This is a genomic window from Stenotrophomonas sp. a6 (assembly GCF_030913325.1).
GTDB lineage: Bacteria > Pseudomonadota > Gammaproteobacteria > Xanthomonadales > Xanthomonadaceae > Stenotrophomonas > Stenotrophomonas maltophilia.
Genome location: NZ_CP133161.1, coordinates 3,250,514 through 3,275,805, shown reverse-complemented (window position 1 = coordinate 3,275,805; position 25,292 = coordinate 3,250,514). Strand labels below are relative to the sequence as shown.

The following is a 25,292-nucleotide window of genomic DNA, read 5'->3' as shown; positions in this document are numbered from 1 at the left end:
TGTCGAGGCTGCCGACCAGCGGCCGGCACTACCGCGGGTGCAGGGCTGAAAGCCCTGCCGAACAACCCTCAACCTTCGCAGTTGGCGAACAGGTCGCGATCGCGCTCGTACAGCGAGGTCTTGACCTGCATCAGGCCCAGCACCGACGGGAACAGGTTGTCGTGGTCGGTATACGCCGCCGAACGCTTGCGCACGCACTGCAGGTCCAACCCACGGCTGCTGGCGAAGCCCGGCGAGAACCACATCGTCATCGGTACGCGGGTCTGCTCGGCCGGAGCGATCGCATACGGCACGCCATGCAGGAACAGGCCCTTCTCGCCCAGCGATTCACCATGGTCGGACAGGTAGATCATCGCCGTGTCGTAATCCTGCATGCCCTGCAGGGTGCCGATGGTCTTGCTCAGGAAATGATCGGTGTACAACACCGCGTTGTCATAGCTGTTGGTGATCTCTTCGCGAGAGCAACGGCCGATGTCACGGGTGTCGCATGTTGGCTTGAAGCGCGCGAAGGCTGCCGGGTAACGCTCGAAGTAGGCCGGGCCGTGGTTGCCCAGCTGGTGCAGCACCACCACGCGGTCGCCTGGCTTGGCACGCACCTGGGTGGCCAGGTCCTGCAGCAGGATCTCGTCCATGCAGCGGCCATCGGCGCACAGCCCCGGGGTGGTCGCATCGGACAGCGACTGGAACTCCAGCCCTTCGCAGACGCCCTTGCAGCCGGACTGGTTGTCACGCCACAACGGTGCGATGCCGGCGCGGTTCAGTACGTGCAGCAGCGACTGGTGTGCACGGATCTTCTTTTCATCGTAGTCGTGGCGTCCCCACGGCGAGAACAGGCACGGCAGCGATACTTCGGTGCTGGTGCCGCAGGAGTGCATGTCGGGGAAGTTGATCACCGGTGCCTGGGCCAACTCCGGGGTGGTGCTGCGGCCACCGTTGAGCCCCCAGTTCTGCGCGCGCACGGTTTCGCCCATGACGATCACCAGCAGGCGCGGCTTGCTGACCGGGGCGCGTGGCGTGGCCTTGGCGTCGGTGCCGATCGGCAGCTTCGGCGCGCGCTGCACCGGGTTGTCGCCACGCAGCGCGCGCGGCATACCGAGCAGCACGTTGGCCGGGGTGGCGAGATAGCGTACTTCGCGCTGGTTGCGCATCAGCGCCGAGACATCCTGGAACGAGATCAGCGCACCGCCAACTGCGGTGGTCGCCGCCACGACCAGGAAGCCGAGTCGCCACAGCAGGCTGCGGCCCCAACTGCGTCGGCGCAGCTGCACGCGCCACAGCACCACCATCGGCAGCACGGCCAGCAGCAGCACCGGCCACAGCAGCGATACGGTCATCAGCTCGCGGCTCTCCTTCGGGTCGGTCGCCAGCACGTTGCGCAGCATGTCCGCATCCAGATAGATGTGGTAGCGGCTCATGTAGTGCGCAGCGAACGCCGTCACCAGCAGCAACAGGCTGATTACCACTTTGGCATTCCAGCGCCAGACCAGGATGCCCAGCAGCACGCCGTGCGCACCCAGCAGCAACAGCAGCAGCGAAAGCGCGTAACGCAGGCTGCCCGGATGGCTGGCCATCGCGCTGTGCCAGAACAGGCCGTTGCCGGCCACCGCGAAGAACAGGCTGGTCAGCGCGATCAGTGCTTCCGTGGAGAGCTGCGGCCGCCAGTTGCGAAGACCCGCAAGGGCGGGGAGGCGGGCGGAGCGTTGGACCGATGCACTCATGCGTTTGCCTCCTGGCGGTGGGGACGGTCCAGCTGACGGTGGATCAGAACATACAGGCCCAACGAAAGCAGCCAACATATCAACGCGGTGGCGATGTCATGCGAAAGGAAATGGGCGCCCCGCAACTGCTGGCTGATCCCGAACACCAGGCCGGTGCCGAGGCCGATCCAGAGCCCGGTCCAGCGCCAGGACGGCCGCCACAGCAACGCGAAGAAATACAGGCAGAGCCACGCATAGCCTGCGCTGGCGTGGCCTGCCGGGAAGCAGGCCTGTGCCGGCATGCCTTCCGGGCGCAGGGTGAACAGACCGATGAAAGGCTGGTGGCCACCGTAGCGCAGCAGGTCCCAGGGGCATTCCATCGGCACCAGCGACTTCAGCAGGGAGATCACGCCGGTGCCCAGTGCCATGGCAATCACGACATAAAGCAGCGCCCATTGCAGGGTGCGATCGCGACCCCTACGCCAGTGGTGGAAGCACAGCAGGGTCACGACCAGCGCTGCCGCCGTGCTCAACCATTTGCCGGCCTTGTGCACGACGCTGCGGGTGATCCAGGCGTCCTGCAGCGCCCAGTGGCTGCCTTCAAGACGGAACAGGTGATCGGCCACCCATTGATCACCGCCGAAGTCCATCAGCAGCGTAAACAATGGCAGACCGATTGCGACAGGCAGCCAGAGGTGAGTTACGGCAAATCGAGACGCCAGTGGTGATGTCGCAAGCGGCGCTACCGAATCAAGGGGACGGACGGGCATGCTGGGAAGGGGCGGTTCGGGAATCCGCAGTCATGCTCGTCACCTGGATGTCGGAGAAGGGTCGGATGCTCGTTCGTGCCGGGTTAATGTTCGTCCGGCACGTGTCAACGTTCAGTCTTCTTCGGCGGTCGATCCTGTCCGCTCGGCGTGGCACTCCGGGTTCCATGCGGTACCGGGAAGCAGTTGCCAACGATTCCTGTTGGCAACACCGATGTCGATCACTTTGGCCGGATCCACGCAGGGGCTCATCGCATCGTCCAGCACCAGCAGCCAGCGCTTGTCCGGCGCCTCAGCGAGCCAAGGGCCGGCGTCATGCCATTGCTCTGCCCAGGGCCGCTTGAAGCCGAATTCGCGTACCGGGCGGTCGGCCTGCAGCAGGTTCTGCTCGCGCCAGGCCACCAGCGCCAGTTCGGCATCCGGTCCGATCCGCGCGCCGACCCGGCGCATCAGCGCTGACGCCGATGCATAGGGATCCAGCGCCGGGATCAGTACCAGGCCGTAGAGCATCCACAGCATGCCGTGGGTCAGCAGCACCAGCGTCGCCGCGCGGCGCACCCGCAACCACACGATCAGCGTGGCCAGCGCGATGGCGAAGGTCAGCAGGCCATCGCCCAGCACCGGCAGCAGGGTATCGGGCATGGCGCGGCGTTCCAGCTGGGCCACCGCCCAAGCGTGTTCGGTCAGCAGCATCATGCCCAGCGTGCCAGTGGCCAGCATCAGCACCACGCTGTAGCCGAACAGGTAGCGGCGAACGCACAGGCGGCGCAGCAGGCCGGGCAGCAGCGGGGCTACGGCCAGCGCCATCGCCGGCAACATCGGCAGCAGGTATACCTCGCGCTTGCCCGGGCTGGCGCTGAAGAACACCAGTACCAGCACGGCCCAGCCCAGCAGCAGCCACTGGCGGCGGTCGCCACGGCGGATGCGGCGCCACCAGGGCTTGAACAGCATCGGCAGCAGCAGGCTGCCCGGCAGCCACAGGGTAAGGATCACCTGCAGGTAATACCAGGCGGGCTGCCGGTGGTGCCACGCATTGGCATAACGGGTGCCGGTCTGCTTGAACAGCAGCTCGTGCGCATAAGCCTGCAGTTCGGCACTGGGCGTGTGCAGCAGGGCCCAGCCCAGCGGCGCCAGCCACACCCCGACACCCAGCAGGAAGGCCGGGATCAGCCAGAGCAGGGTTGCCGGATGCGGACCCTCCACCGTGCGTCCGCGGCGGCGCTGGTACAGCCACCAGCCGAACCAGGGCAGCACCATCAGCAGCGGCAGGAAACCCACGCCCTTGGTCACCGTGCCGACGCCTGCGGCGAAGCCGGCCAGCCACAGGGCAGGCAGGTTGCGGCGTTCACACAGATGACGCATCAGGCCCGAGAGGGCCACGGTGGTCATGCCCACCAGCACCATGTCGATCTGCGCGCGCTTGGCCATCAGCCCGAACTGCAGGGTGCAGAACAGCGCAGCGAGGGCGTAGATGGAATGTCGTGGCGACCACAGCCGCCGCGCCAGGTCCGACACCAGCCACAGGCTGAGCAGGGCGCCCAGCAACGACGGCAGCAGGAAGGACCACTGCCAGCTGCCGACGATCTCGTAGGCGGCGGCCTGCAGCCACATGAAGACGGGTGGCTTCTCCGCATACAGTTCCACGCCACGGTGCGGCAGCAGCCATTGCCCGCTCTCGACCATGGTCCGGGCCGCCAGCACGAAGCGCGGCTCGTCCGGCGGCTGCGGCTGCCGAAGGCCGATCCCCGCTGCCAGCGCAGCAATGATCAGCAGCCACAACAGGGGCAGGCGCCAACGGCGGGGCAGGGCTACGGGCACGGCAGGCTCCGGGAGCAAAACGGCCATTCTGAGGTGGCAGGGGTGGGAAAAGCGTCAGAGCGGCGCCGGGGCGACCGCATTCCGACATGTGCGGCGCTACCATGGTACGAACTTCCGTGGGTGTTTCGTGCATGCGTCTGTTGGTGATCGAGGACAACCGCCAGCTGGTGGCCAACCTGTTCGACTATTTCGAGTCGCGCGGGCACGTGCTCGACGTGGCGCCGGATGGCATCACCGGACTGCACCTGGCCGGGAGCCATCCGTATGACGCCGTCATCCTGGACTGGATGCTGCCGCGCATGGAGGGCCCGGAGGTGCTGCGCCGGCTGCGCGCCGAGCATGCATCGGAAGTGCCGGTGATCATGCTGACCGCGCGTGACGAGCTGCCGGACAAGATTGCCGGCTTCCGCGCCGGTGCCGACGACTACCTGACCAAGCCGTTCGCACTCCCGGAGCTGGAGGTGCGGCTGGAAGCGCTGCTGCTGCGTGCGCAGGGCCGCAACCCGCGCAAGCGCCTGCAGGTGGGCGATCTGGTGCTGGATCTGGCCACCCTGGAAGCCCAGCGCGGCACCCAGGTGCTGCACCTGTACCCGGCCTGCCGCAAGCTGCTGGAAGTGCTCATGCGCGCCAGCCCCGGCGCGGTGACCCGCCAGCAGCTGGAATTCGCTCTGTGGGGCGACGAACCGCCGGATGGCGACCTGCTGCGTTCGCATGTCTACGAGCTGCGCCGCAGTGTGGACGGACCGTTCGCCGAGAAACTGATCCATACCCTGCCGCGGGTGGGTTACCGCTTGGCCGTGACCACGCCCAGCGATGCCGGCAAGGATGATGATGAAGGCGAGTAAGCCGGGGCCGTTGTACCGGCGCGTGGTGTGGTGGTTGCTGGGCTATCTGGCGCTGCTGTCGATCGCGGTGTTCAGCGTCGGCAATTACGTGCATGAACATGCGGAGCACGCTGCCTGGCGCGCGCTGCTCAATTCCGAACTGGACAGCATCGTCGAGCACACCGAGCACGAGCCGCACTATCGCTGGCAGGACTCGGACACGCTCAGCCTGTTCCGCTTCGATGAAGGCAACATGCCGGAAAGCGTGCGCATGCTGCACCCGGGGCTGCATGACGGGGTGCCGATCAACGGGCGGCAGACTGCGGTGATGGTGCGTGACACCGGCTCGATGGGGCGGGTGGCGCTGGCGCTGGACATTTCCGACTTCCATGACCTGGAACAGTTCGCCACGCGCTGGGTGATGCTGGCCGGGGTGATCATGATCTTCGTCACCGTGCTGATGGCGTCGTTCGGCATGGAACGCATGGTGCGCCCGTTGAGCCTGCTGGCGCAGCACATCGCGGCGCTGCGGCCGGGTGTCCAGGGCCAGCGCATCGAGGTCGACCCGCGTGGCAGCTCCGAGCTGCATACCATTGCCGATGCACTGAACGACTATCTGGACCGCAACGAGCAGTTTGTCGAACGCGAGCGGGTGTTCATCAGCACCGCCAGCCACGAGCTGCGTACGCCGATTGCGGTGATGACCGGTGCCGCAGAGCTGGCACTGGAACAGCCGGGCCTGCCCGAGCGCGCGCGCCAGCAGATGCAACGCGTGCTGCGCACCGCGCAGAGCGTGGAGCAGCTGATCGAACTGCTGCTGGTGCTGGCCCGTGACCCGGCGCGCCTGGCCGCACGCGCCGAGCGCATCGCCCTGGACCAGCTGCTGCCGGAAATCGTCGACGACCATCGTCACCTGCTCGGTGACAAGGACCTGAGCATCGGCATCCAGGCGGCCCCGGTGGATATTGTCGCGCCGCTGGCCGTCGTGCAGGCCGCGATCGGCAACCTGCTGCGCAATGCCATCGAGAACAGCGGGCGTGGCCACATTGAGTTGCGCCTGAGCTCGTCGGCGGTGCTGACCCTGCAGGATCCGGGACATGGCATGAGCCCGGAGGAGATTGCGGCGATCCACGCGCGGATGGCCCGTGGCGAGCGCGCCGACCGTGGCGGCGGCATCGGCCTGGACCTGATCGCCCGGCTCTGCGAGCACCTTGGCTGGACCCTGCAGCTGCAGCCCTGCGAGCCGCGTGGCACGCGCGCCACGCTCGATTTCAGCGCTTCACGTCCGGCCTGAACCGGCCGTCCTGGTAGATGCCAACCTTGGTTGGCATGCTGCCCGTCGACCAAGGTCGACGCCTGCCCACGCAATGTCCGTTCGCATTACCAGCCGTTCGGCCGCGCCACATGCTGGTCGATCAGGATCACATTGCCGTCGGGATCGGCCAACTGCAGGTAGCCGGTGCCCCGCCCATGAGGGTCGGTACGCACCGCCAGTTCAATGCCCTTCGCATCCAGTTCCGCCTGCAGTTCACGTACATCCTGGAAGTGGGGCAGTTCCTGCTTGTGCTGGTCCCAGCCCGGGTTGAAGGTGAGCAGGTTGCCCTCGAACATGCCCTGGAACAGGCCGATGACAATGCCGTTGTTGCGCATCACCAGCCAGTTCTGCGCCGGCTCGCCACCGGTCACCGAGAAGCCCAGTGCTTCGTAGAAGCTGCGGGAGGCCGCCAGGTCCCTGACCGAGAGGCTGACGGAGAAGGCGCCGAGCTGCATGGGAGTGGCTCCGGGAAAGGGCAGCCGGCACTGCAGCATGACCCGGCGTGAAGACAATGTTAATCTCGGGGTGCGCCGCTTCATGCGGCGCTTTTTTTTCCCGCTCTTTCGATCGACAGAGGATCCCATGCCGACCGAACCCGCTACTGCCCTGATCAGCAACGACATCGTTGGCCTGGGCCTGATTGCCGCCACCCTGGCCCTGATCTTCTGGGCTGCCAGTGGCCCGACCCCGTTATTGAAGAAGATCTTCGCCTGGGTGCCGGCGCTGCTGCTGTGCTACTTCGTCCCCGCCATCTACAACACCGCCGGTGTCATCGACGGCCACAACACCTCGCTGTACAACCCGGTCGCGCGTGACGTGCTGCTGCCGGCCGCGCTGGTCCTGCTGACCCTGTCGATCGACCTCAAGGGTATTGCCAAGCTCGGCCCGAAACTGCTGATCGTGTTCTGCGCCGGTACCGCCGGCATCATGCTCGGCGCCATCGTCTCGTTCCAGCTGATGAAGCTGATCCACCCCGAAACCGTGGCCGGTGATACCTGGGCCGGCATGGCGGCGCTGGCCGGCAGCTGGATCGGCGGCGGCGCCAACATGGTGGCCATGCGCGAAGTGTTCGGCACCGATGCCACCACCTTCGGCCAGTTCGCGGTGGTCGACGTGGCCTGCGCCAGCCTGTGGATGGCCATCCTGCTGTTCCTGGCCAACCGCGCGCAGCAGATCGATACCCGCAACGGTGCCGATACCCGTGCCATCGACGAGATGAAGGCGCGCATCAGTGCCTACGAGGCGCAGAACGCGCGCATTCCCAGCATGACCGACCTGATGGTGATCGTCGGCGTGGCACTGGGCGGCGTCGGCCTGGCCCATGCCATCGCCGCGCCGCTGGCGGGCTGGTTCAAGACCAATGTCAGCTGGGCCAGCCAGTTCAGCCTGGATAGCCAGTTCGTGTGGGTGATCCTGCTGTCGACAGCGATGGGCCTGGGCCTGAGCTTCACTCGTGCGCGCCGGCTGGAAGCCGCAGGCGCTTCGCGGCTGGGCACGGTGTTCCTGTACTTCCTGATCGCCTGCATCGGCATGCAGATGAACCTGCTGTCGCTGCTGGACCGGCCGTGGCTGTTCCTGCTCGGCGCGATCTGGATGGCCACGCATGTGCTGGTGCTGTGGGTGGTGGCCAAGCTGCTGCGCGCGCCGCTGTTCTTCTTCGCGATCGGTTCGCAGGGCAACATCGGCGCAGCCGCTTCGGCCCCCGTGGTGGCCGCGGCGTTCCATCCGACGCTGGCTCCGGTGGGCGTGCTGCTGGGCACGGTGGGCTACGCCACCGGCACCGGGCTGGCCTATGTCACTGGCCTGATCCTGAAGTGGATGGCCAACGGCTGAGTCCGGGCCGCCCCGGCGTCATGCTTGCGTAGATCCACGCCATGCGTGGATGCATTTCATGGGCCTCCATGAACATGGAAGGGGTCAGATCCGTTTCCCGGAGGAAACGGATCTGACCCCTGATGCATCTCGCCGTCACCGGAAATCTGTCGAAGGTGGGGTGGTGTCGGATGGCGGGGTGTCCGCGGCATGGATGCCGCGGCCAAGCCCCCAGGGATGGATTTACGGCGTCCCCGCCATCCGACACCACCCCGCCAACCACACAGAAACCCAGAGCCGACGCCTCAGCTGTTGCCGTTGCTCCGGCCTCTGCGGGCGCCGGGCTGCAAGCCCGGCACCCACCCTGGAACCTCAACAGCAGCGACCACCGTTGCGTCCGCCGTAGCGCGCTTCCTGGCGCTCGCGGAAGAACGTCTTGTAATCCATCGGCTCCTGGTCCGGATGCTTTTCCAGCATGTGCCGGACGTAGTTGTCGTAATCAGGAATGCCACAGCACAGTCGGGCGGTCTGCACCAGGCGCCGCCAGATGCGGCGGTGTGCCTGGTACTGGCCGGCGGGAACCAGTTGCGTGCTCATCACAGATCCACCATTTCATGCGGCTTCAGCGCCACGTACGGGGTCTCGCGGTCGCTGCGCTGCGGATTGCGGCGGGCCGCCAGGATGGTCTTGATCGAATACACCAGCACTGCGCCCACCACCAGCAGGAACAGCGCGGTCAGGCCGGTGTTGACGTAGGCGTTGACCACGATCTGCTTCATCTGCGCCACCGATTTGGCCGGTGCCGTGATGGTGTCGCTGGCGAGGGCGGCCTGGAACTTGTGTGCCTGGGCCAGGAAACCCTGCGCCGGATTGCTGTCGAAGATCTTGATGAAGCCGGCGTAGGTGGTGCAGATCAGCAGCCAGATGGCCGGCACGGCCGTCACCCACGCATAGCGGTCACGCTTCATCTTGAACAGCACCACCGTGCCCAGCATCAGCGCGATACCCGCCAGCATCTGGTTGGAGATGCCGAACAGCGGCCACAGCGTCTGGATGCCACCGAACGGATCGACCACGCCGGTGTAGAGCAGGTAGCCCCACAGCGCCACGCAGCCGGCGGTACCGATGATGTTGGCGGTCCACGATTCGGTCTTCTTCAGGGCCGGCACGAAGTTGCCCAGCAGGTCCTGCAGCATGAAGCGACCGGCACGGGTGCCAGCGTCGACTGCCGTGAGGATGAACAACGCTTCGAACAGGATCGCGAAGTGGTACCAGAACGCCATCATCGCGTCGCTGCCACTGGGAATCGCTTCGTGCAGGATCTGCGCGATGCCCACCGCCAGTGTCGGTGCGCCACCTGCGCGATGCAGGATGGTCGGTTCACCAATGGCCGCCGCGGTCGCGGTCAGCTGCTCGGGCGTGATGGTGAAGCCCCAGGTGTTGGTGATGTAGTGCGCCGCCGAGGCCGCATCGGCACCGATCACCGCCGCCGGGCTGTTCATCGCGAAGTAGATGCCCGGATCGATGATCGAGGCCGCCACCAGCGCCATCACCGCCACGAACGATTCCATCAGCATGCCGCCGTAGCCGATGTAGCGCATGTGCGCTTCATTGGCCAGCAGCTTCGGCGTGGTGCCGGAGGAAATCAACGCGTGGAAGCCGGAGACCGCACCGCAGGCGATGGTGATGAACAGGAACGGGAACATGCCGCCCTTCCACACCGGGCCATCACCACTGGCAGCGAACTGGGTCAGCGCCGGCATCTTCAGTTCCGGCATCACAATCAGGATGCCGACGGCCAGCGCGATGATGGTGCCGATCTTGAGGAAGGTCGACAGGTAATCGCGGGGGGCCAGCAGCAGCCACACCGGCAGCACCGAGGCAACGAAGCCGTAACCGATCAGCATCCAGGTGATCTGGGTGCCGGTGAAGGTGAAGGCCGGGCCCCAGACCGGATCGGCGGCGACCTTGCCGCCGTACCAGATCGCGGCCAGCAGCAGGATCAGGCCGACCACCGAAATCTCGCCGATCCTGCCGGGGCGGATGTAGCGCATGTACACGCCCATCAGGATCGCGATGGGCATCGTCGCGATCACCGTGAACATGCCCCACGGGCTTTCGGCCAGCGCCTTGACCACCACCATCGCCAGCACCGCCAGGATGATGATCATGATCAGGAACGCACCGAACAACGCGATGGTGCCGGGCACCTGGCCCATCTCTTCCCGCACCAGATCGCCCAGGGAGCGGCCGTTGCGGCGGCTGGACAGGAACAGGACCATGAAGTCCTGCACCGCGCCGGCCAGCACCACGCCCACCACCAGCCACAGCAGGCCGGGCAGGTAGCCCATCTGTGCGGCCAGCACCGGTCCCACCAGCGGGCCGGCACCGGCAATGGCGGCGAAATGGTGACCGAACAGCACGTGCTTGTTGGTCGGCACGTAGTCCAGGCCATCGTTGTTGATCACCGCCGGGGTGGCCCGGGTCGGATCCAGCTGCATCACCTTGTTGGCGATGAACAGGCTGTAGAAGCGGTAGGCCACCAGGTACAGCGAAACGGCGGCGACGACGATCCACAGGGCATTGATGTGTTCGCCGCGGCGCAGGGCCACGGTGCCCAGACAGAAGGCGCCGAGCAGGGCGAGTACCGCCCAGCCTATTTTGGAAAACCCTTTCATGAGGTGCTCTCTCCCGGAAAGACAGTCAAAGAGTCCCGCGTGCCCTCGGCAGGGTCAATTGGCACAGGACGAATCGGCGGTAGTACTTTGGTCGTACGCTTGTTGTGCTGACATGCAGCGAACATCAGGGATGGAACAATCGGTTGCGGCGCCGTCCATTGGCGTGCGGCCATGTGGCGTCCATCTTCAGTGGCATCCATCCAACAGGAGTCGCCATGAGCTTTCCCGAACCGGTCCGCGTACTGCGGACCATCCGTGGCATGCCCACCTCCGACGGTGCCGGCGTGCGCCTGACCCGCGTCATCGGCGGCCCGACGCTGCCTGACCTGGACCCGTTCCTGCTGCTCGATGAATTCGGCACCGACCGTGCCGAGGACTACATCGCCGGCTTCCCGGAGCATCCGCATCGCGGTTTCGAGACCGTCACCTACATGCTCGACGGGCGCATGCGGCATCGCGACAACCACGGCAACGAGGGCCTGCTTACCCCGGGCAGCGTGCAGTGGATGACCGCAGGCCGTGGCCTGGTGCATTCGGAAATGCCCGAGCAGGAAAGCGGTCAGATGCGCGGCTTCCAGCTGTGGGTGAACCTGCCGGCGAAAGAGAAGATGACCGAGCCGAAGTACCAGGAGTTCGCGCCCGAGCGCATTCCCGTGGTGCAGCCGGACGCCGGCGTGGAAGTGAAGGTGATCGCCGGCAACGTGGATGGCACGCAGGGCCCGATCGTGCAGCCGGCCACCGATCCGCTGTACCTGGACATCACGCTGGCCCCGGATCGCGCCTGGACCTATGCCTTGCCGGAAGGGCACAACGCCTTCGCGTATGTGTTCGAAGGTGCGGTGACGGTGGGTGAGCAGGACGCGGCGCGCGACGTCGCCCGCCAGGAACTGGCGGTGCTGGGCGGTGGCGAGCAGCTGCATCTGTCGGCCGGCAGCGAGGGTGCGCGGCTGATCCTTGTGGCTGGTCGTCCGTTGCGGGAACCGGTGATGCGCCATGGCCCGTTCGTGATGAACACGCGGCAGGAACTCATGCAGGCCTTCGTCGATTTCCAGGAAGGCAAGTTCTGAGGCGGTGCCGGCCGCTGGCCGGCAACTGCCTGCGGTCACGGCGGATCGAGGTGCCGGCCAGCGGCCGGCACTACCGTCAGGTCGGCTCGCATTGCGGGGATGCTGCAAGGCAGTCATCCCCGCCATCGTCAGTTCCCGGCAGCCACGGCCGACGGGGTCAGGCTCATCCCCTGCGCCAGCTGTTGCAGCGAACCCAGTTCCTGCGCGCTGTCCGGATACAGCGAAATCTGCGCGTAACGCCCTTTGTCGAGCTTGACCACGCTGATGCGGCGCTCGGCATAACCGGGCGGCTGCTGGCCTCCCAGATCGGGCTGGTACCAGTACAGTGATTCACCGCCGAAGCTGCCCTTTTCGTGGCGCAGCGAGCGGTTCAATGGAAGGTTGGGATCGCGTGCACTGAGCATCAGGCTCAGTACCTCGCGGCCATCGCTGGTGCTGGCGCGGCAGACCAGGAAATCGGCCTGTGCCTGCTGTTGCCACTGCAGGCCGCTGTTGGCCGGCAATGAAGGACATTCGGTGGGAGCCTGCGCGGCGGCCTGGGCCGCAGCGAACAGCAGGCTCGACAACACTACAGGCGCGAACTTCATGCATCCCCCAAGGTGGTGTGTCGTGGCTCCGTCGGATGGACCGGCGGCCTTGGCATCCCATCCCCGGATGCCCCGCCGGCCGGCATGTGCACGGACGGTCAACTCAACCTTAACGGAACGTGAGCGATCGCACAAATTGCGGTTACAAGCGTAACCATTGCGGCCGAAGGTCAGCCGCAATGGTCCGCACAGGCCTCAGCGGTCGTTGCCGAGCCACTTGTAGATGATGCCGCCGATCGCACCGCCCAGCAGCGGGGCGACCCAGAACAGCCACAGCTGGCTGACCGCCCCGCTGCCGGCGAAGAAGGCCACGGCGGTGGAGCGGGCCGGGTTCACCGAGGTGTTGGTGACCGGGATGCTGATCAGATGGATCAGGGTCAGCGACAGGCCGATCGCCAGCGGCGCGAAGCCAGCCGGTGCCTTGCCGTGGGTGGCGCCCATGATCACGATCAGGAACACGGCGGTCAGCACCACTTCGCACAGGAAGGCCGCCGCCACGCTGTAACCGCCGGGCGACAGCGCACCATAGCCATTGCTGGCGAACGCACCGGCCTGGCTGCCGTCGATGGCGAAGCCGCTGGCCCCCGAGGCGATCTGCAGCAGGATGAAGCCGGCCAACAGGCCACCAGCCACCTGGGCGATGATGTACGGCACCAGGTCCTTGGTCGGGAAGCGGCCACCGGCCCACAGGCCGACGCTGACCGCCGGATTGAAGTGCGCGCCGGAGATATGGCCGAACGCATAGGCGCCGGTCACCACGGTCAGGCCGAAGGCGAGCGCCACGCCGAGGAACCCGATGCCCAGCGGATTGCTGTCACCGCCGAACTTGGCGGCCAGCACCGCACTGCCGCAGCCACCCAGAACCAGCCAGAACGTGCCGAGGAATTCGGCGGACAAGCGTTTACCCATGCTCATGTGTTGCACTCCTTTGACGGTCGAAAGTGTGATTTATGTCACATTTCAATGATCAGCGGGTGACTGTAGCGTCAACGCCGGGTGCAGGCATACACCTTCGGATGTGTGCAACACGCGATGTTCAGTACTGCGGCAGCGGGATGAATTCCTTGTCGTCGCCCGGAATGGTCCCGAAGCGGCCGGCCTCCCAATCGTGCTTGGCCTGCTCGATGCGTTCCTTCGAGCTGGACACGAAGTTCCACCACAGGTGACGCGGGCCATCCAGCGGCTCGCCACCGAACAGCATCGCCTTCACCGGCGTCTTCGCGCGCAGGCGGCCACGTGCGCCGGCTTCGGGAATCACCAGATGCTGTGCAGGGATGTCCACGCCATCCAGCTGTGCGTCGCCTTCGAGGATGTACAGCGCGCGCTCGCGGTGGCCGTCGTCGATATCGATTTCCGCATCCGGGTCGAGATCGATTGCCACGTTGAGGGTGTCGGCGAACACCTTCACCGGCGATTCCTCGCCATAGGCGCGGCCGGCGATGACGCGCAGCCAGGCACCGTTGCGGCGCTGCTCGGGCAACGTAGCCGCGGCGTGGTGGTAGAACGCCGGTTCGATTTCCTCGTGCGATTTCGGCAGCGCTACCCAGGTCTGCATGCCATGGATCGGGTTGTCGTGATCGCGGTCCGGCTGCGGCGTGCGCTCGGAATGGGCGATGCCGCGGCCAGCGGTCATCCAGTTGACGTCTCCGGGTCGGATCACCTGGTCCGAACCGAGTGTGTCGCGATGGCCGATGGCGCCCGACCACAGATAGGTGACGGTGGCCAGGCCGATATGCGGATGCGGGCGCACGTCGATGGCCGTGCCGGGATGCATGAGCGCCGGGCCCATCTGGTCGACGAACACGAACGAGCCGATGCTGCGCGCCTGCAGGGTGGGGACGGCGCGACGGACTTCGAGTCCGCCGATGTCGTGCACGCGCGGGGCGATGATGGTGGTCATGCGGGCGTTCTCACTGCAGGGATCAGAGCGCCAGCATCGCATGCAGGTGTGACGGGCACATGCCCCGTATGGGTAACAGGTTGTTCCAGCCAACGGCGCAGCCCCTCGTGGCTGGTTGCTTGGTCGTGTAAAGCAAAAGCTGCGCTTGGCCGGGCGGGTGGGTTACGCAGGACACGCCGTAAACCCATCCATGGGGGCTCGATGGCGCCATCCATGGCGCCAACGGTCCTGCCTGCCCACACCGCCCCACCCCTGACAGATTTCCGGTGACGGTGAGTGAACTGCGATGACTGGTAGGTGTCGACCTTGGTCGACACCAGGAGCGAAGCGACCGGCGTTTGATTTTGATTTTCTTTTTTCTTCTACGTGGCTGGACAGCACACGGAAACTGTCAGAGGTCGGGCGGGTGGGTTGCGCAGGACCGTTGGCGCCATGGATGGCGCCATCGAGCCCCCATGGATGGGTTTACGGCGTGTCCTGCCTGCCCACACCGCCCCGCCCACCAAACAGAAAAGCCAGAGCCGGCTGTTGCTCCGGCTCTGGCTTTGGCTTTGGTTTGAAACGCGGGTGCCGGGCCGCAGGCCCGGCCGATAAACTCAAACCACCGGTTCGCGCAGGGTGGGGTTGTCCCAGCCCGGGCGCGGGGCGAAACGGTCGCCGTGACGCTGCTGCAGTGCCTTCAGCCGCTCGACGATCGCATCGGCACCGACCGCACGGATGTGCTGGATCGGACCGCCGCGGAACGGGGCAAAGCCGGTACCGAAGATCACGCCGGCATCCAGCAGGTCCGCATCGGCCACAACGCCTTCGTGCAGGCACGCCACCGCCTCGTTCAACAGCGGCAGGATCAGGCGGTCCTCAAGATCGGCCGGGGCCTGGTAATCGCTGGCCACGTCCGGCTTCTTCGGCTTGCCGTTTTCCCAGGTGTAGATGCCCTGGCCGTCCTTCTTGCCGCGCTTGTCCGGCTCCACCGTCTGCAAGGCTGCTGGAATCTGCAGGCCCAGGAACGGCGCCAGTTCGCGGCCGACGCCGGCGGCCACGTCCAGGCCGACGGTGTCGATCAGTTCGATCGGGCCCATCGGCATGCCGAACTTCACCGCGGCCCTGTCGATCACCGGGCCCGGAATGCCTTCGGCATACGCGGTGGCGGCTTCCAGCATGTACGGGAACAGCACGCGGTTGACCAGGAAGCCCGGGCTGCCGGCCACCGGTACCGGGAACTTGCCCAGCGCCTTGCAGAACGCGGCCAGGCGGCGCTCGGTCTCCGGCGCCATGCCGTCGTGGTGGATGATCTCCACCAGTGGCATCTGCGCCACCGGGTTGAAGTAGTGCAGGCCAGCGAACTGCGCCGGGCGCTGGATGTGGTCGCGCAGTTCCACCAGCGGAATCGACGAGGTGTTGGTGGTCAGCAGCGCGTCCAGCTTCATCTTCGGTTCCAGCGTCTGGTACAGCGCACGCTTGGCTTCCGGGTTCTCGATGATCGCTTCGATCACCAGGTCGGCCTCGGCCACGCCGTTGCCTTCCAGGTCGGCACGCAGGCGCGCGGCCACGGCGGGGCGCTTGCTCTCGTCGCGCACCTTCTTGGCGAACAGCGCCTGCGCGCGCTCCATGGCGGGGTCGATGAAGCGCTGCTCGCGGTCCTGGAGAGTCACTTCAAAGCCCTTGTAGGCGGCCCAGGCGGCGATGTCACCGCCCATCACGCCGGCGCCGACCACGTGCAGGTGGCGGATGCCGGAATCACCACCACCGAGGCCCTTCAGGCGTTCGGTGAGGAAGAAAATGCGGATCAGGTTGCGCGCGGTCGGGGTGCTGGCCAGCTTCACCACCGCGCGGCGCTCGGCGTCCAAACGCGCCTGGATCGGCTTGCCGCCACTGCGCTGCCAGGTGCTGATCAGCGTGTAGGGCGCCGGATACTGGTCCTTCTTGGCCTTGCGTGCGACCTGCTTGACCATCTGCGGTGCCAGCAGCGTGCGTGCCAGCCAGGTGTTGGTGGCCCAGGCCGTTGCGCGCTGCTTGAATGGGCGCGTGGTGCCGGACAGCGCCAGCGCCACGGCGGTGTCGAGCACCACGGCCGGTGCCACCACCTTGTCGACCAGCCCGATGCCACGCGCGGCCGAGGCCGACAGCGTACGGCCGGTCAGCATCATGTCCATTGCCGCGGGTGCGCCGACCAGCTGCGGCAGGCGCGCGCTGCCGCCCCAGCCCGGGAAGATGCCCAGCTGGGTTTCCGGCAGGCCGATGCGGGTGCTGCTGTCATTGGAGGCCACGCGATAGCGGCAGGCCAGCGCCAGCTCGGTGCCGCCGCCCAGGCAATGGCCGTGGATGGCCGCCACGGTGGGGCAGGGCAGCTCGGCCAGCTTCTGGTAGGTAGCCTGGCCGCGGCGGATGGCGTCGTTAACGGTGCCGCGACGGTCGAACTCCTGGAACTCCTTCAGGTCCGCCCCGGCAATGAAGCCGGCTTTCTTCAGCGACTGGATCACCACGCCCTTGGGCGGGTCCAATGCAATGCGCTCAAGCAGGTCACCCAGCTCCAGCAGCACATCCTGCGACATGGCATTGACGCTGCTGTCCTGGCGATCCAGGGAGAGGACCACCACGCCGTCGTCGCGGATCTCGGGGTGCCAGTGGCTGAAGCGGAGACCATCGAAGCCTGAGAGCATGGACGTTCCATCCGGTTGTGTATGGAGAAGCGGCTATGATCCAGAGGTTGTTTCCCCCGCGTCAAATCCCAATAGCAGGGGAGTGGCGACCCCGGATCCATGGCCGTGGACCGGAACGCTAACGGAACGGTGGTTAAAAGCTGGTGCGGCGCCGGGTGATCGGCGACTGAACTTTTCCCGGGATTGGCAGTCTCATTGCCCGACGTCGGTTGGGCTGACAGGAGTGCGGCCCCTCATGGCCGAGGTTGATACACCACAGGAGCTGGATCTGGAACTGGTCCGGCGCGTGCAGCACGGCGAGAGCGCCGCGTTCGATGTCCTGGTGCGCAAGTACCAGCATCGCGTGGTGGCCCTTGTCGGCCGCTACATCGCCGACTGGAGCGAATGTCAGGACGTTGCCCAGGACACTTTCATCCGCGCCTATCGCGCGATCGGAAGTTTCCGTGGCGACGCCCAGTTCTCAACCTGGTTGCATCGAATCGCCGTGAATACCGCCAAAAACTACCTGGCTTCACACAATCGACGGCCACCGACCGATGACATCGACATCGGCGATGCCGAACAGTTCGACAGTGGTACGCGCCTGCGCGACACCGACACGCCCGAACGCGAGTTGATGCGCCAGGAGCTGGAACAGACGGTGATGAAGGCCGTCAACGCGCTGCCGGAAGAGCTCCGGTCGGCGATCACCCTGCGCGAGGTGGAAGGCCTGAGCTACGAGGAAATCGCGCAGAAAATGGGGTGCCCGATCGGCACCGTGCGTTCACGGATCTTCCGGGCGCGCGAGGCGATCGACACCGAACTCCGGCCGCTGTTGGACATCGGCAGCGCCACCCGTGAGAAGAGCCGCGTATGACCAGTAACCCGTTCAACGAATCGCAGAACCATCAATCGCCCGCCGGGCAGCGCCTGGACCAGCGCCATCGCGAGCAGCTGTCGGCCCTGGTCGATGGCGAGCTGGGCGCCGATGAAGCGCGCTTCCTGCTGCGGCGGATGGAGCATGACCCCGAACTGGCCGGCTGCCAGGAGCGCTGGCAGCTGCTGGGCGACGTGATGCGTGGGCAGGCGTCGGCACTGGCCCCGGCCGGGTTCAGTTCCGCCGTGGCTGCTGCCATCGCCGCCGAGCCTGCGCCGCAGGCCGAGCCGCGCCGTCAGGTGCGTCGCAGTGGCTGGCGGGCCTGGGGCGGTGGTGCCGCACTGGCCGCTTCAGTGGCAGCGGTGGCGCTGTTCATGGGCGGTGAGAAGCTGAAGGAAGCCACCCCGGGCGAGCCGTTGGCACCTCAGGTGATCGCCAGCCAGGCGGAGCTGCCGACCGTGCCGACCGATCCTGCCCCGGTTACCGAAGCCTCTGCAGACACGGCCGCGATGGCTGTGACGGCGGCTCCCGCCCTGGCGATGGCCACTGCCGGTCGCCGCCAGGACACCCGCCGCGCCAGTGCCACCCGCAGCCAGCAGGCCGCGCGTGCCGCCCAGCGTGAGGACGTGCCGCAACGCGCGGTGGCTGCTGCGCAGGCGCCGCTGACCCCGACCGTACCCGCCAATGGCAGCCGCAACATGCCGTTTGGCGAGGTCGGTGGGCTGCAGGCGCGGCCGTGGCCGCGTTCCAGCTTGGCGCCTGCCGCCGGCGGCGCGCTCAATGCCAGCTTCCCGGCCCATACCGGTGGCGCCGCCTTCTACCCGTTCGAGCCGCGCCTGCAGGACGACCTGCCGGTGCCGCCGCGCCCGCGCGACTGAGCCGGGCGCTTTCACGCCCCGCCGTCAGCGGGGCCCGTATTCCTCTTTCCATCCGATCCGGAGGTTGCCGTCCGATGACTCCCCGACTCCGCACGCAGGCCATGGGCCTGTTGGCCCTGACCCTGCCGCTGGTGGCCTGCGCGCAGGCACCGGCTCCGGCCGCCCCGACCCAGGCTGCTCCAGCCACCGCGCCAAGGGCACCGGCACAGCCGCTGGTTACCGGCCTGCCCGATTTCACCAACCTTGTTGAACAGGTCGGGCCGGGTGTGGTCAACGTCGACACCACCATCGTCCGCACCAACCGCCAGGCTTCGCGGGGCCCGATGGGCGGTGACGACGACATGCCGGAATTCTTCCGTCGCTTCTTCGGCCCGGACTTCCCGATGCCGGGGCAGGGCCCGGGCGGCCCGGACGGTGGCCCCAGCATCAAGGGCCGCGGCATGGGCTCGGGCTTCATCATTTCGCCCGATGGCTATGTGCTGACCAACTACCACGTGGTGGCCGATGCCAGCGACGTGAAGGTCAAGCTGGGCGACAGCCGTGAGTTCAACGCCAAGGTGGTGGGCAGCGACCAGCAGTACGACGTGGCGCTGCTGAAGATCGATGGCAAGAACCTGCCGACCGTGCGCGTGGGTGATTCCAATACGCTGAAGCCCGGCCAGTGGGTTGTCGCGATCGGCTCGCCGTTCGGGCTCGACCATTCGGTCACCGCCGGTATCGTCAGTGCACTGGGGCGTAGCACGGGTGGCGCCGACCAGCGCTACGTGCCGTTCATCCAGACCGACGTGGCGATCAACCAGGGCAACTCCGGCGGTCCGTTGTTGAACACCCGCGGCGAAGTGGTCGGCATCAACTCGCAGATCTTCTCCGCCTCCGGCGGCTACATGGGCATCAGCTTCGCGATCCCGATCGACCTGGCGATGAGCGCGGTCGAGCAGATCAAAAAGAGTGGCAAGGTCACCCGTGGCCAGCTGGGTGCGGTGGTCGAGCCGATCGATGCGCTGAAGGCGCAGGGCCTGGGCCTGCCCGACAGCCGTGGCGCGCTGGTCAACCAGATCGTCGCCGGCAGTGCCGCAGAGAAGGCCGGTGTGCAGATCGGCGACGTGGTGCGTTCGGTCAACGGCAGCCCGGTCAACAGCTGGTCCGACCTGCCGCCGCTGATCGGTGCGATGGCACCGGGCAGCCGGGTCACGCTGGGGGTGATCCGCGACGGCAAGCCGCGCGACCTCAGCGCCACGCTCACGGCGCTGAGCGAAGACGGTCAGGGCAATGCCCGTGCGGCGTCTGCCGCCAGGCCCGATGCGGCACCGCAGGCCGGCGCCAATGCCCTGCTGGGCCTGGACGTGAGCGACCTGACCGCACCGCAGCGCAAGCAGTTCGGCCTGGATGGCAACGAAGGCGTGCGTATCACCGGAGTCAAGGGCCAGGCGGCGCGTGATGCCGGCCTGTCTCCGGGCATGGTGATCCTGCAGGTCGGCCGTACCCCGGTCGGCAGCGTGGAGAGCCTGAACCGGGCGCTGTCCAGCTACAAGAAGGACGACGTGGTGATGCTGCTGGTGCGCACCGGCAACGGCAACAGCGCCTTCGTGGCGGTCAAGGCCGGCCAGTAAGGCTTGCCGGGGCCGCTTCGGCGGCCCCTGTGTCTCCCCTGAAGCCCCGCCCTGGCGGGGCTTCGGCCTTTCCGGGCGGGGCCCGAGCAGTCCGCTTTCGCGGTGGGGCGCCGGGCATGCGATAATCGACCGTTACCCTGACGACGCCGCGCGCCGCCGCCACCTATGTCTTCTGATTCGATGCGGAACATCCGCAACTTCTCCATCATCGCCCATGTCGACCACGGCAAGTCCACGCTGGCCGACCGCATCATCCAGCTCTGTGGTGGCCTGCAGGCCCGCGAGATGGAAGCGCAGGTGCTCGACTCCAACCCGATCGAGCGCGAGCGCGGCATCACGATCAAGGCGCAGTCGGTGTCGTTGCCGTACCTGGCCAAGGACGGGCAGACCTACCATCTGAACTTCATCGACACCCCCGGCCACGTCGACTTCTCCTATGAAGTCAGCCGCTCGCTGGCCGCCTGCGAAGGCGCGCTGCTGGTGGTCGATGCGGCCCAGGGCGTGGAAGCGCAGTCGGTGGCCAACTGCTACACCGCGGTGGAGCAGGGCCTGGAAGTGGTGCCCGTGATCAACAAGATCGACCTGCCGACCGCCGACATCGAGCGCGCCAAGGCCGAGATCGAGGCCGTGATCGGCATCGACGCCTCCGACGCCGTGCCGGTCAGTGCCAAGACCGGCCTGAACGTGCAGGACGTGCTGGAAGCGATCGTGCATCGCATCCCGCCGCCGACACCGCGCGACACCGAGAAGCTGCAGGCGCTGATCATCGACTCCTGGTTCGACAACTACCTGGGCGTGGTCTCGCTGGTACGCGTGATGCAGGGCGAGATCAAGGCCGGTGACAAGCTGCAGGTGATGTCCACCGGCCGCAACCACCAGGTCGACAACGTCGGCGTGTTCACGCCGAAGCGGAAAGTGCTGCCTGCGCTGCGTGCCGGTGAAGTGGGCTGGGTCACCGCCAGCATCAAGGACGTGCACGGTGCGCCGGTCGGCGACACCCTGACCCTGGCCGGCGACCCGGCACCGAAGCCGCTGCCGGGCTTCCAGGAAATGCAGCCGCGCGTGTTCGCCGGTCTGTTCCCGGTCGATGCCGAAGATTACCCGGACCTGCGCGAAGCGCTGGACAAGCTGCGCCTGAACGATGCCGCGCTGCGTTTCGAGCCGGAAAGCTCCGAGGCGATGGGCTTCGGCTTCCGCTGCGGCTTCCTGGGCATGCTGCACATGGAAATCGTGCAGGAACGCCTGGAGCGCGAGTACAACCTGGACCTGATCAGCACCGCGCCGACGGTGGTGTATGAAGTCCTGAAGACCGATGGCTCGATCATCAACATGGACAACCCGGCCAAGCTGCCGCCGGTGAACCAGGTCGAGGAGATCCGCGAGCCGATCATCCGTGCCAACGTGCTCACTCCCGAGGAGTACATCGGCAACATCATCAAGCTGTGCGAAGAAAAGCGGGGCAGCCAGATCGGCATCAACTACCTGGGCAGCCAGGTGCAGATCAGCTATGAGCTGCCGATGGCCGAGGTCGTGCTGGACTTCTTCGACAAGCTGAAGTCGGTCAGCCGTGGCTACGCCTCGCTGGACTACCACTTCGTCCGCTTCGACGCCGGCCCGTTCGTGCGCGTGGACGTGCTGATCAACGGCGACAAGGTCGACGCACTGTCGCTGATCGTGCACCGCAGCCATGCCGACCGTCGTGGCCGTGAGCTGTGCGAGAAGATGAAGGACCTGATTCCGCGCCAGATGTTCGACGTCGCCATCCAGGCTGCGGTCGGCTCGCAGATCATCGCCCGTACCACGGTCAAGGCCATGCGCAAGAACGTGCTGGCCAAGTGCTATGGTGGCGACGTTTCGCGCAAGAAGAAGCTTCTGGAAAAGCAGAAGGAAGGCAAGAAGCGCATGAAGCAGGTCGGCCGCGTGGAGATCCCGCAGGAAGCGTTCCTGGCCGTGCTGCAGATGGACAACAAGTAATCCCGCACCGGCCCTGCGGGGCCGGTCGTCCGGTGACGTTGCAAAGGACCCTGAATGAAACTGTTTGAGATCCTCCTGGTCGTGCTGACCCTGGCCTCGGGCCTGATCCTGCTTGCGGACAAGCTGTACCTCGCCAAGCGTCGCGCCCAGCGCGCCGGCCTGCTCGATTCCGAGCCGGTGCTGGTGGATTACTCGCGTGCGTTCTTCCCGGTGCTGGCGATTGTGCTGATCGTGCGCAGCTTCATTGCCGAACCGTACAAGATCCCGTCCAGCTCGATGATGCCGAACCTGCTGATCGGCGATTTCATCCTGGTCAACAAATTCTCCTACGGCCTGCGCCTGCCGATCAGCAACACCAGGATCGTGCCGTTCGGCGAGCCCTCGCGTGGCGACGTGGTGGTATTCCACTTCCCCGGCCACAGCGACAACGACCCGGCCAAGGGCGAGAACTTCATCAAGCGCGTGATCGGCGTGCCGGGTGACACCGTGGTCTTCGAAGGCGACGGCGTGATCCTCAATGGCGAGCCGCTGAAGTACGACAACAAGGGCATCTACGCCGGCCACAAGGGTCAGGGCGAAGGCGCCAACCTGCTGGTCGAGCACCTGCCGGGCCGCACCCACACCGTGCTGGAGACCGACTACCCGCGCGGCCAGGGCCAGTGGACGGTGCCGGCCGGCAAGTACCTGGTGATGGGCGACAACCGCGACAACAGCGACGACGGCCGTTTCTGGGGCCTGCTGCCGGAGGAGAACCTGCGCGGCAAGGCCTTCCTGATCTGGCTGAACTGCCAGGGCTGGTTCTGCAAGGATGGCTTCGAGCCGTCGCGGATCGGCTCGAGCATCAACTGATCGGGCATCAACTGAGTACCTTCACATCCAACGCGTATCTGGGGAGAACGCAATGAAGACGATGAACACGCAGCGCGGCATGACCCTGACCTCGTTCCTGACGGTCCTGATCGTGGTCGGTTTCTTCCTCTACATCGGCATGAAGCTGTTCCCGATGTACCAGGAGTACTACGCCGTGCGCTCGGCGATGAAGAGCCTGGCCAACGAGCCGGGCGTGGGCAGCATGGAGCCGTCGCGGATCCAGGACCTGTTCTTCAAGCGCCTGTACATCAACTACTCGGACAATGTGAAGCCGGCCAACGTGAAGTTCGACCGTCGCGACAATGGCTGGACCCTCAAGGTCAACTACGAAGTGCGTCGCCAGCTGATCGGCAACCTCGATGTGGTTGGCAAATTCGATTCTTCCCAGGACCTGACACGAAGCGGTGCCCAGTAAATTCATCCAACGTGGCGACCTGATCGGTCATGCCTTCAGCGACCCGGCCCTGCTCAAGCAGGCGCTGACGCATCGCAGTGCCGGTGCGCCGCACAACGAGCGCCTGGAGTTCCTCGGCGACAGCATCGTCAACATGATGGCGGCCGAGGCGTTGTACCGACGCTGGCCCAAGGCTGACGAAGGGGCGATGACCCGTGCCCGTGCCGAGCTGGTGCGCGAAGGCGCGTTGGCGGTGATCGCGCGCACCCTGCAGTTGGGCGAGCGGCTGACCCTGGGCCCGGGCGAAATGAAGTCCGGCGGTCATCGCCGCGACTCGATCCTGGCCGACGCAGTGGAAGCCGTGGTGGCGGCGATCTACCTGGATGCCGGCTTCGAGGCCTGCCGGGCGGTGGTACTGCCCTGGTTCAGCGCTTCGATCGAGGCGCTGCCGGCCTCCGGCCGTCCCGAGAAGGACCCCAAGACCCGCCTGCAGGAATGGTTGCAGGCCCGACAGAAGGCGTTGCCGCAGTATGAACTGGTGTCAGAATCCGGTGACGACCATGCCAAGCACTTCCGGGTACGCTGCAACGTAGCCGACCCGGCCGCCAGCACCGAGGGCGAAGGCGCCTCGCGGCGGCTTGCCGAACAACAGGCGGCTGCGGCCGTCCTAGAACAACTGGATTCCAAGTGAGCGAACAAACTCCTCATCATTGCGGCAGCGTGGCCGTCATCGGCCGCCCGAACGTGGGCAAGTCGACCCTGACCAATGCCCTGGTCGGTGCGAAGGTCAGCATCGTTTCCAACCGTCCGCAGACCACGCGCCATCGCCTGCTGGGCATCGCCACCTACCCGGAAGGCCAGCTGGTGCTGGTTGATACCCCCGGCCTGCACAAGGTGCAGAAGCGGGCGATGAACCGGGTGATGAACCGTGCCGCGCGCGGCTCGCTGGAGGGCGTCGATGCCGGCCTGCTGGTGATCGAGGCCGGTCGCTGGGATGAAGAAGACAGCCTGGCCTTCAATGTGCTGCGCGATGCCGGCATTCCGGTGGTGCTGGTGGTCAACAAGATCGATCGCCTGAAGGAAAAGGGCGCGCTGCTGCCGTTCCTGCAGCAGGTGACCGAAGGCCGTGATTTCGCTGCCGTGCATCCGATCTCGGCGCAGAAGCGCAATGGCCTGGAAGCGTTGGTGCGCGACGTGCTGAAGCTGCTTCCGGAAGCGCCGCCGATGTTCGGCGAGGACGAGATCACCGACCGCAGCCAGCGTTTCCTGGCCGGCGAGCTGGTACGCGAGCAGCTGATGCGCCAGCTCGGCGAAGAGCTGCCGTACGCCACCACCGTTGAGATCGAGCGCTTCACCGAGGACGGCAACCTGCTGCGCATCGGCGCGGTGATCTGGGTCGAGCGCGAAGGCCAGAAGGCCATCGTGATCGGCAAGGGCGGCGCCCGCCTCAAGGAGATCGGCGCCAAGTCCCGCCTGCAGATGGAGCGTCTGTTCGGGGCCAAGGTGTTCCTTGAGACCTGGGTGCGCGTGCGTGAAGGCTGGTCCGATGACGAGGCCGCGCTGAAGGCCTTCGGTTACGAGTAAG

General features: G+C 66.2%; 22 protein-coding genes. 12 read left to right on the top strand and 10 right to left on the bottom strand.

The window, feature by feature from the left end; genetic code table 11:
• Positions 1-68: 68 nt before the first annotated feature.
• The 3 genes from Q9Q79_RS15165 to Q9Q79_RS15155 all read right to left on the bottom strand — a co-directional run bounded on the left by Q9Q79_RS15165 (position 69) and on the right by Q9Q79_RS15155 (position 4,282).
• Positions 69-1,718, bottom strand: coding sequence for a phosphoethanolamine--lipid A transferase (locus tag Q9Q79_RS15165; protein WP_099497603.1), 1,650 nt, complete (start codon positions 1,716-1,718; stop codon positions 69-71).
• Positions 1,715-2,467, bottom strand: a complete 753-nt coding sequence (locus tag Q9Q79_RS15160) for a phosphatase PAP2 family protein (RefSeq protein WP_005410619.1) — start codon at positions 2,465-2,467, stop codon at positions 1,715-1,717. The genes Q9Q79_RS15165 and Q9Q79_RS15160 overlap by 4 nt, the downstream gene beginning before the upstream one ends.
• Before the next feature lie 111 nt (positions 2,468-2,578).
• Positions 2,579-4,282 (bottom strand): glycosyltransferase family 39 protein, encoded by a 1,704-nt coding sequence (locus Q9Q79_RS15155; protein WP_201862599.1) that lies wholly within the window; start codon positions 4,280-4,282, stop codon positions 2,579-2,581.
• A 131-nt stretch (positions 4,283-4,413) separates the two neighbouring features.
• On the opposite strand from Q9Q79_RS15155, the gene Q9Q79_RS15150 reads away from it, so the two are divergent.
• Both Q9Q79_RS15150 and Q9Q79_RS15145 read left to right on the top strand, forming a co-directional pair.
• Positions 4,414-5,127 (top strand): response regulator transcription factor, encoded by a 714-nt coding sequence (locus Q9Q79_RS15150; protein ID WP_005410617.1) that lies wholly within the window; start codon positions 4,414-4,416, stop codon positions 5,125-5,127.
• A complete protein-coding gene (locus Q9Q79_RS15145; protein WP_005410616.1) occupies positions 5,114-6,400 on the top strand; it encodes a HAMP domain-containing sensor histidine kinase in 1,287 nt (428 codons plus the stop codon). Before Q9Q79_RS15150 ends, Q9Q79_RS15145 begins: the two co-directional genes overlap by 14 nt.
• 86 nt (positions 6,401-6,486) lie before the next feature.
• Here the strand turns inward: Q9Q79_RS15145 and Q9Q79_RS15140 are convergent, their stop codons facing one another.
• The gene (locus Q9Q79_RS15140) at positions 6,487-6,876 is read right to left on the bottom strand and encodes a VOC family protein (protein WP_012480982.1); all 390 of its coding nucleotides are present in this window, start codon (positions 6,874-6,876) and stop codon (positions 6,487-6,489) included.
• A gap of 127 nt (positions 6,877-7,003) precedes the next feature.
• On the opposite strand from Q9Q79_RS15140, the gene Q9Q79_RS15135 reads away from it, so the two are divergent.
• Positions 7,004-8,254, top strand: coding sequence for a DUF819 family protein (locus tag Q9Q79_RS15135; protein ID WP_012480981.1), 1,251 nt, complete (start codon positions 7,004-7,006; stop codon positions 8,252-8,254).
• A 351-nt stretch (positions 8,255-8,605) separates the two neighbouring features.
• Here the strand turns inward: Q9Q79_RS15135 and Q9Q79_RS15130 are convergent, their stop codons facing one another.
• The gene (locus tag Q9Q79_RS15130; protein ID WP_005410613.1) at positions 8,606-8,830 is read right to left on the bottom strand and encodes a CstA-like transporter-associated (seleno)protein; all 225 of its coding nucleotides are present in this window, start codon (positions 8,828-8,830) and stop codon (positions 8,606-8,608) included.
• A complete protein-coding gene (locus Q9Q79_RS15125; protein ID WP_005410612.1) occupies positions 8,830-10,911 on the bottom strand; it encodes a carbon starvation CstA family protein in 2,082 nt (693 codons plus the stop codon). The genes Q9Q79_RS15130 and Q9Q79_RS15125 overlap by 1 nt, the downstream gene beginning before the upstream one ends.
• A gap of 215 nt (positions 10,912-11,126) precedes the next feature.
• On the opposite strand from Q9Q79_RS15125, the gene Q9Q79_RS15120 reads away from it, so the two are divergent.
• Positions 11,127-11,978, top strand: coding sequence for a pirin family protein (locus Q9Q79_RS15120; RefSeq protein ID WP_005410611.1), 852 nt, complete (start codon positions 11,127-11,129; stop codon positions 11,976-11,978).
• A gap of 128 nt (positions 11,979-12,106) precedes the next feature.
• Here the strand turns inward: Q9Q79_RS15120 and Q9Q79_RS15115 are convergent, their stop codons facing one another.
• The 4 genes from Q9Q79_RS15115 to Q9Q79_RS15100 all read right to left on the bottom strand — a co-directional run bounded on the left by Q9Q79_RS15115 (position 12,107) and on the right by Q9Q79_RS15100 (position 17,125).
• Positions 12,107-12,565: a hypothetical protein gene (locus tag Q9Q79_RS15115; RefSeq protein WP_005410610.1), complete on the bottom strand. Its 459-nt coding sequence runs from the start codon at positions 12,563-12,565 to the stop codon at positions 12,107-12,109.
• A 195-nt stretch (positions 12,566-12,760) separates the two neighbouring features.
• Positions 12,761-13,480 (bottom strand): aquaporin Z, encoded by a 720-nt coding sequence (gene aqpZ, locus Q9Q79_RS15110; protein WP_005414195.1) that lies wholly within the window; start codon positions 13,478-13,480, stop codon positions 12,761-12,763.
• A gap of 121 nt (positions 13,481-13,601) precedes the next feature.
• The gene (locus Q9Q79_RS15105) at positions 13,602-14,465 is read right to left on the bottom strand and encodes a pirin family protein (RefSeq protein ID WP_005410608.1); all 864 of its coding nucleotides are present in this window, start codon (positions 14,463-14,465) and stop codon (positions 13,602-13,604) included.
• A gap of 596 nt (positions 14,466-15,061) precedes the next feature.
• A complete protein-coding gene (locus Q9Q79_RS15100; RefSeq protein WP_201864138.1) occupies positions 15,062-17,125 on the bottom strand; it encodes a 3-hydroxyacyl-CoA dehydrogenase NAD-binding domain-containing protein in 2,064 nt (687 codons plus the stop codon).
• A gap of 235 nt (positions 17,126-17,360) precedes the next feature.
• Between Q9Q79_RS15100 and rpoE the strand changes: the two genes are divergently transcribed.
• From rpoE to era, 8 genes are all read left to right on the top strand, one after another.
• Positions 17,361-17,981, top strand: a complete 621-nt coding sequence (rpoE, locus tag Q9Q79_RS15095; protein WP_005414197.1) for an RNA polymerase sigma factor RpoE — start codon at positions 17,361-17,363, stop codon at positions 17,979-17,981.
• Entirely contained in the window at positions 17,978-18,859 is an 882-nt protein-coding gene (locus tag Q9Q79_RS15090) for a sigma-E factor negative regulatory protein (protein ID WP_065183431.1), read from the top strand. Before rpoE ends, Q9Q79_RS15090 begins: the two co-directional genes overlap by 4 nt.
• Before the next feature lie 74 nt (positions 18,860-18,933).
• Complete coding sequence (locus Q9Q79_RS15085; protein ID WP_005410604.1) at positions 18,934-20,469, top strand: DegQ family serine endoprotease; 1,536 nt, start codon at positions 18,934-18,936, stop codon at positions 20,467-20,469.
• Positions 20,470-20,649: 180 nt separating this feature from the next.
• The gene (lepA, locus tag Q9Q79_RS15080) at positions 20,650-22,443 is read left to right on the top strand and encodes a translation elongation factor 4 (RefSeq protein WP_005410603.1); all 1,794 of its coding nucleotides are present in this window, start codon (positions 20,650-20,652) and stop codon (positions 22,441-22,443) included.
• Positions 22,444-22,497: 54 nt separating this feature from the next.
• Positions 22,498-23,292, top strand: coding sequence for a signal peptidase I (gene lepB / locus Q9Q79_RS15075; RefSeq protein ID WP_005410602.1), 795 nt, complete (start codon positions 22,498-22,500; stop codon positions 23,290-23,292).
• Positions 23,293-23,344: 52 nt separating this feature from the next.
• Positions 23,345-23,728 (top strand): DUF4845 domain-containing protein, encoded by a 384-nt coding sequence (locus Q9Q79_RS15070; protein WP_005410601.1) that lies wholly within the window; start codon positions 23,345-23,347, stop codon positions 23,726-23,728.
• Positions 23,718-24,398 (top strand): ribonuclease III, encoded by a 681-nt coding sequence (rnc, locus tag Q9Q79_RS15065; RefSeq protein ID WP_005410600.1) that lies wholly within the window; start codon positions 23,718-23,720, stop codon positions 24,396-24,398. The genes Q9Q79_RS15070 and rnc overlap by 11 nt, the downstream gene beginning before the upstream one ends.
• Positions 24,395-25,291 carry a GTPase Era gene (gene era / locus Q9Q79_RS15060; RefSeq protein WP_005410599.1) on the top strand — a complete coding sequence of 299 codons (897 nt, stop codon included), beginning with the start codon at positions 24,395-24,397 and terminating at the stop codon, positions 25,289-25,291. The genes rnc and era overlap by 4 nt, the downstream gene beginning before the upstream one ends.
• Position 25,292: the final 1 nt, after the last annotated feature.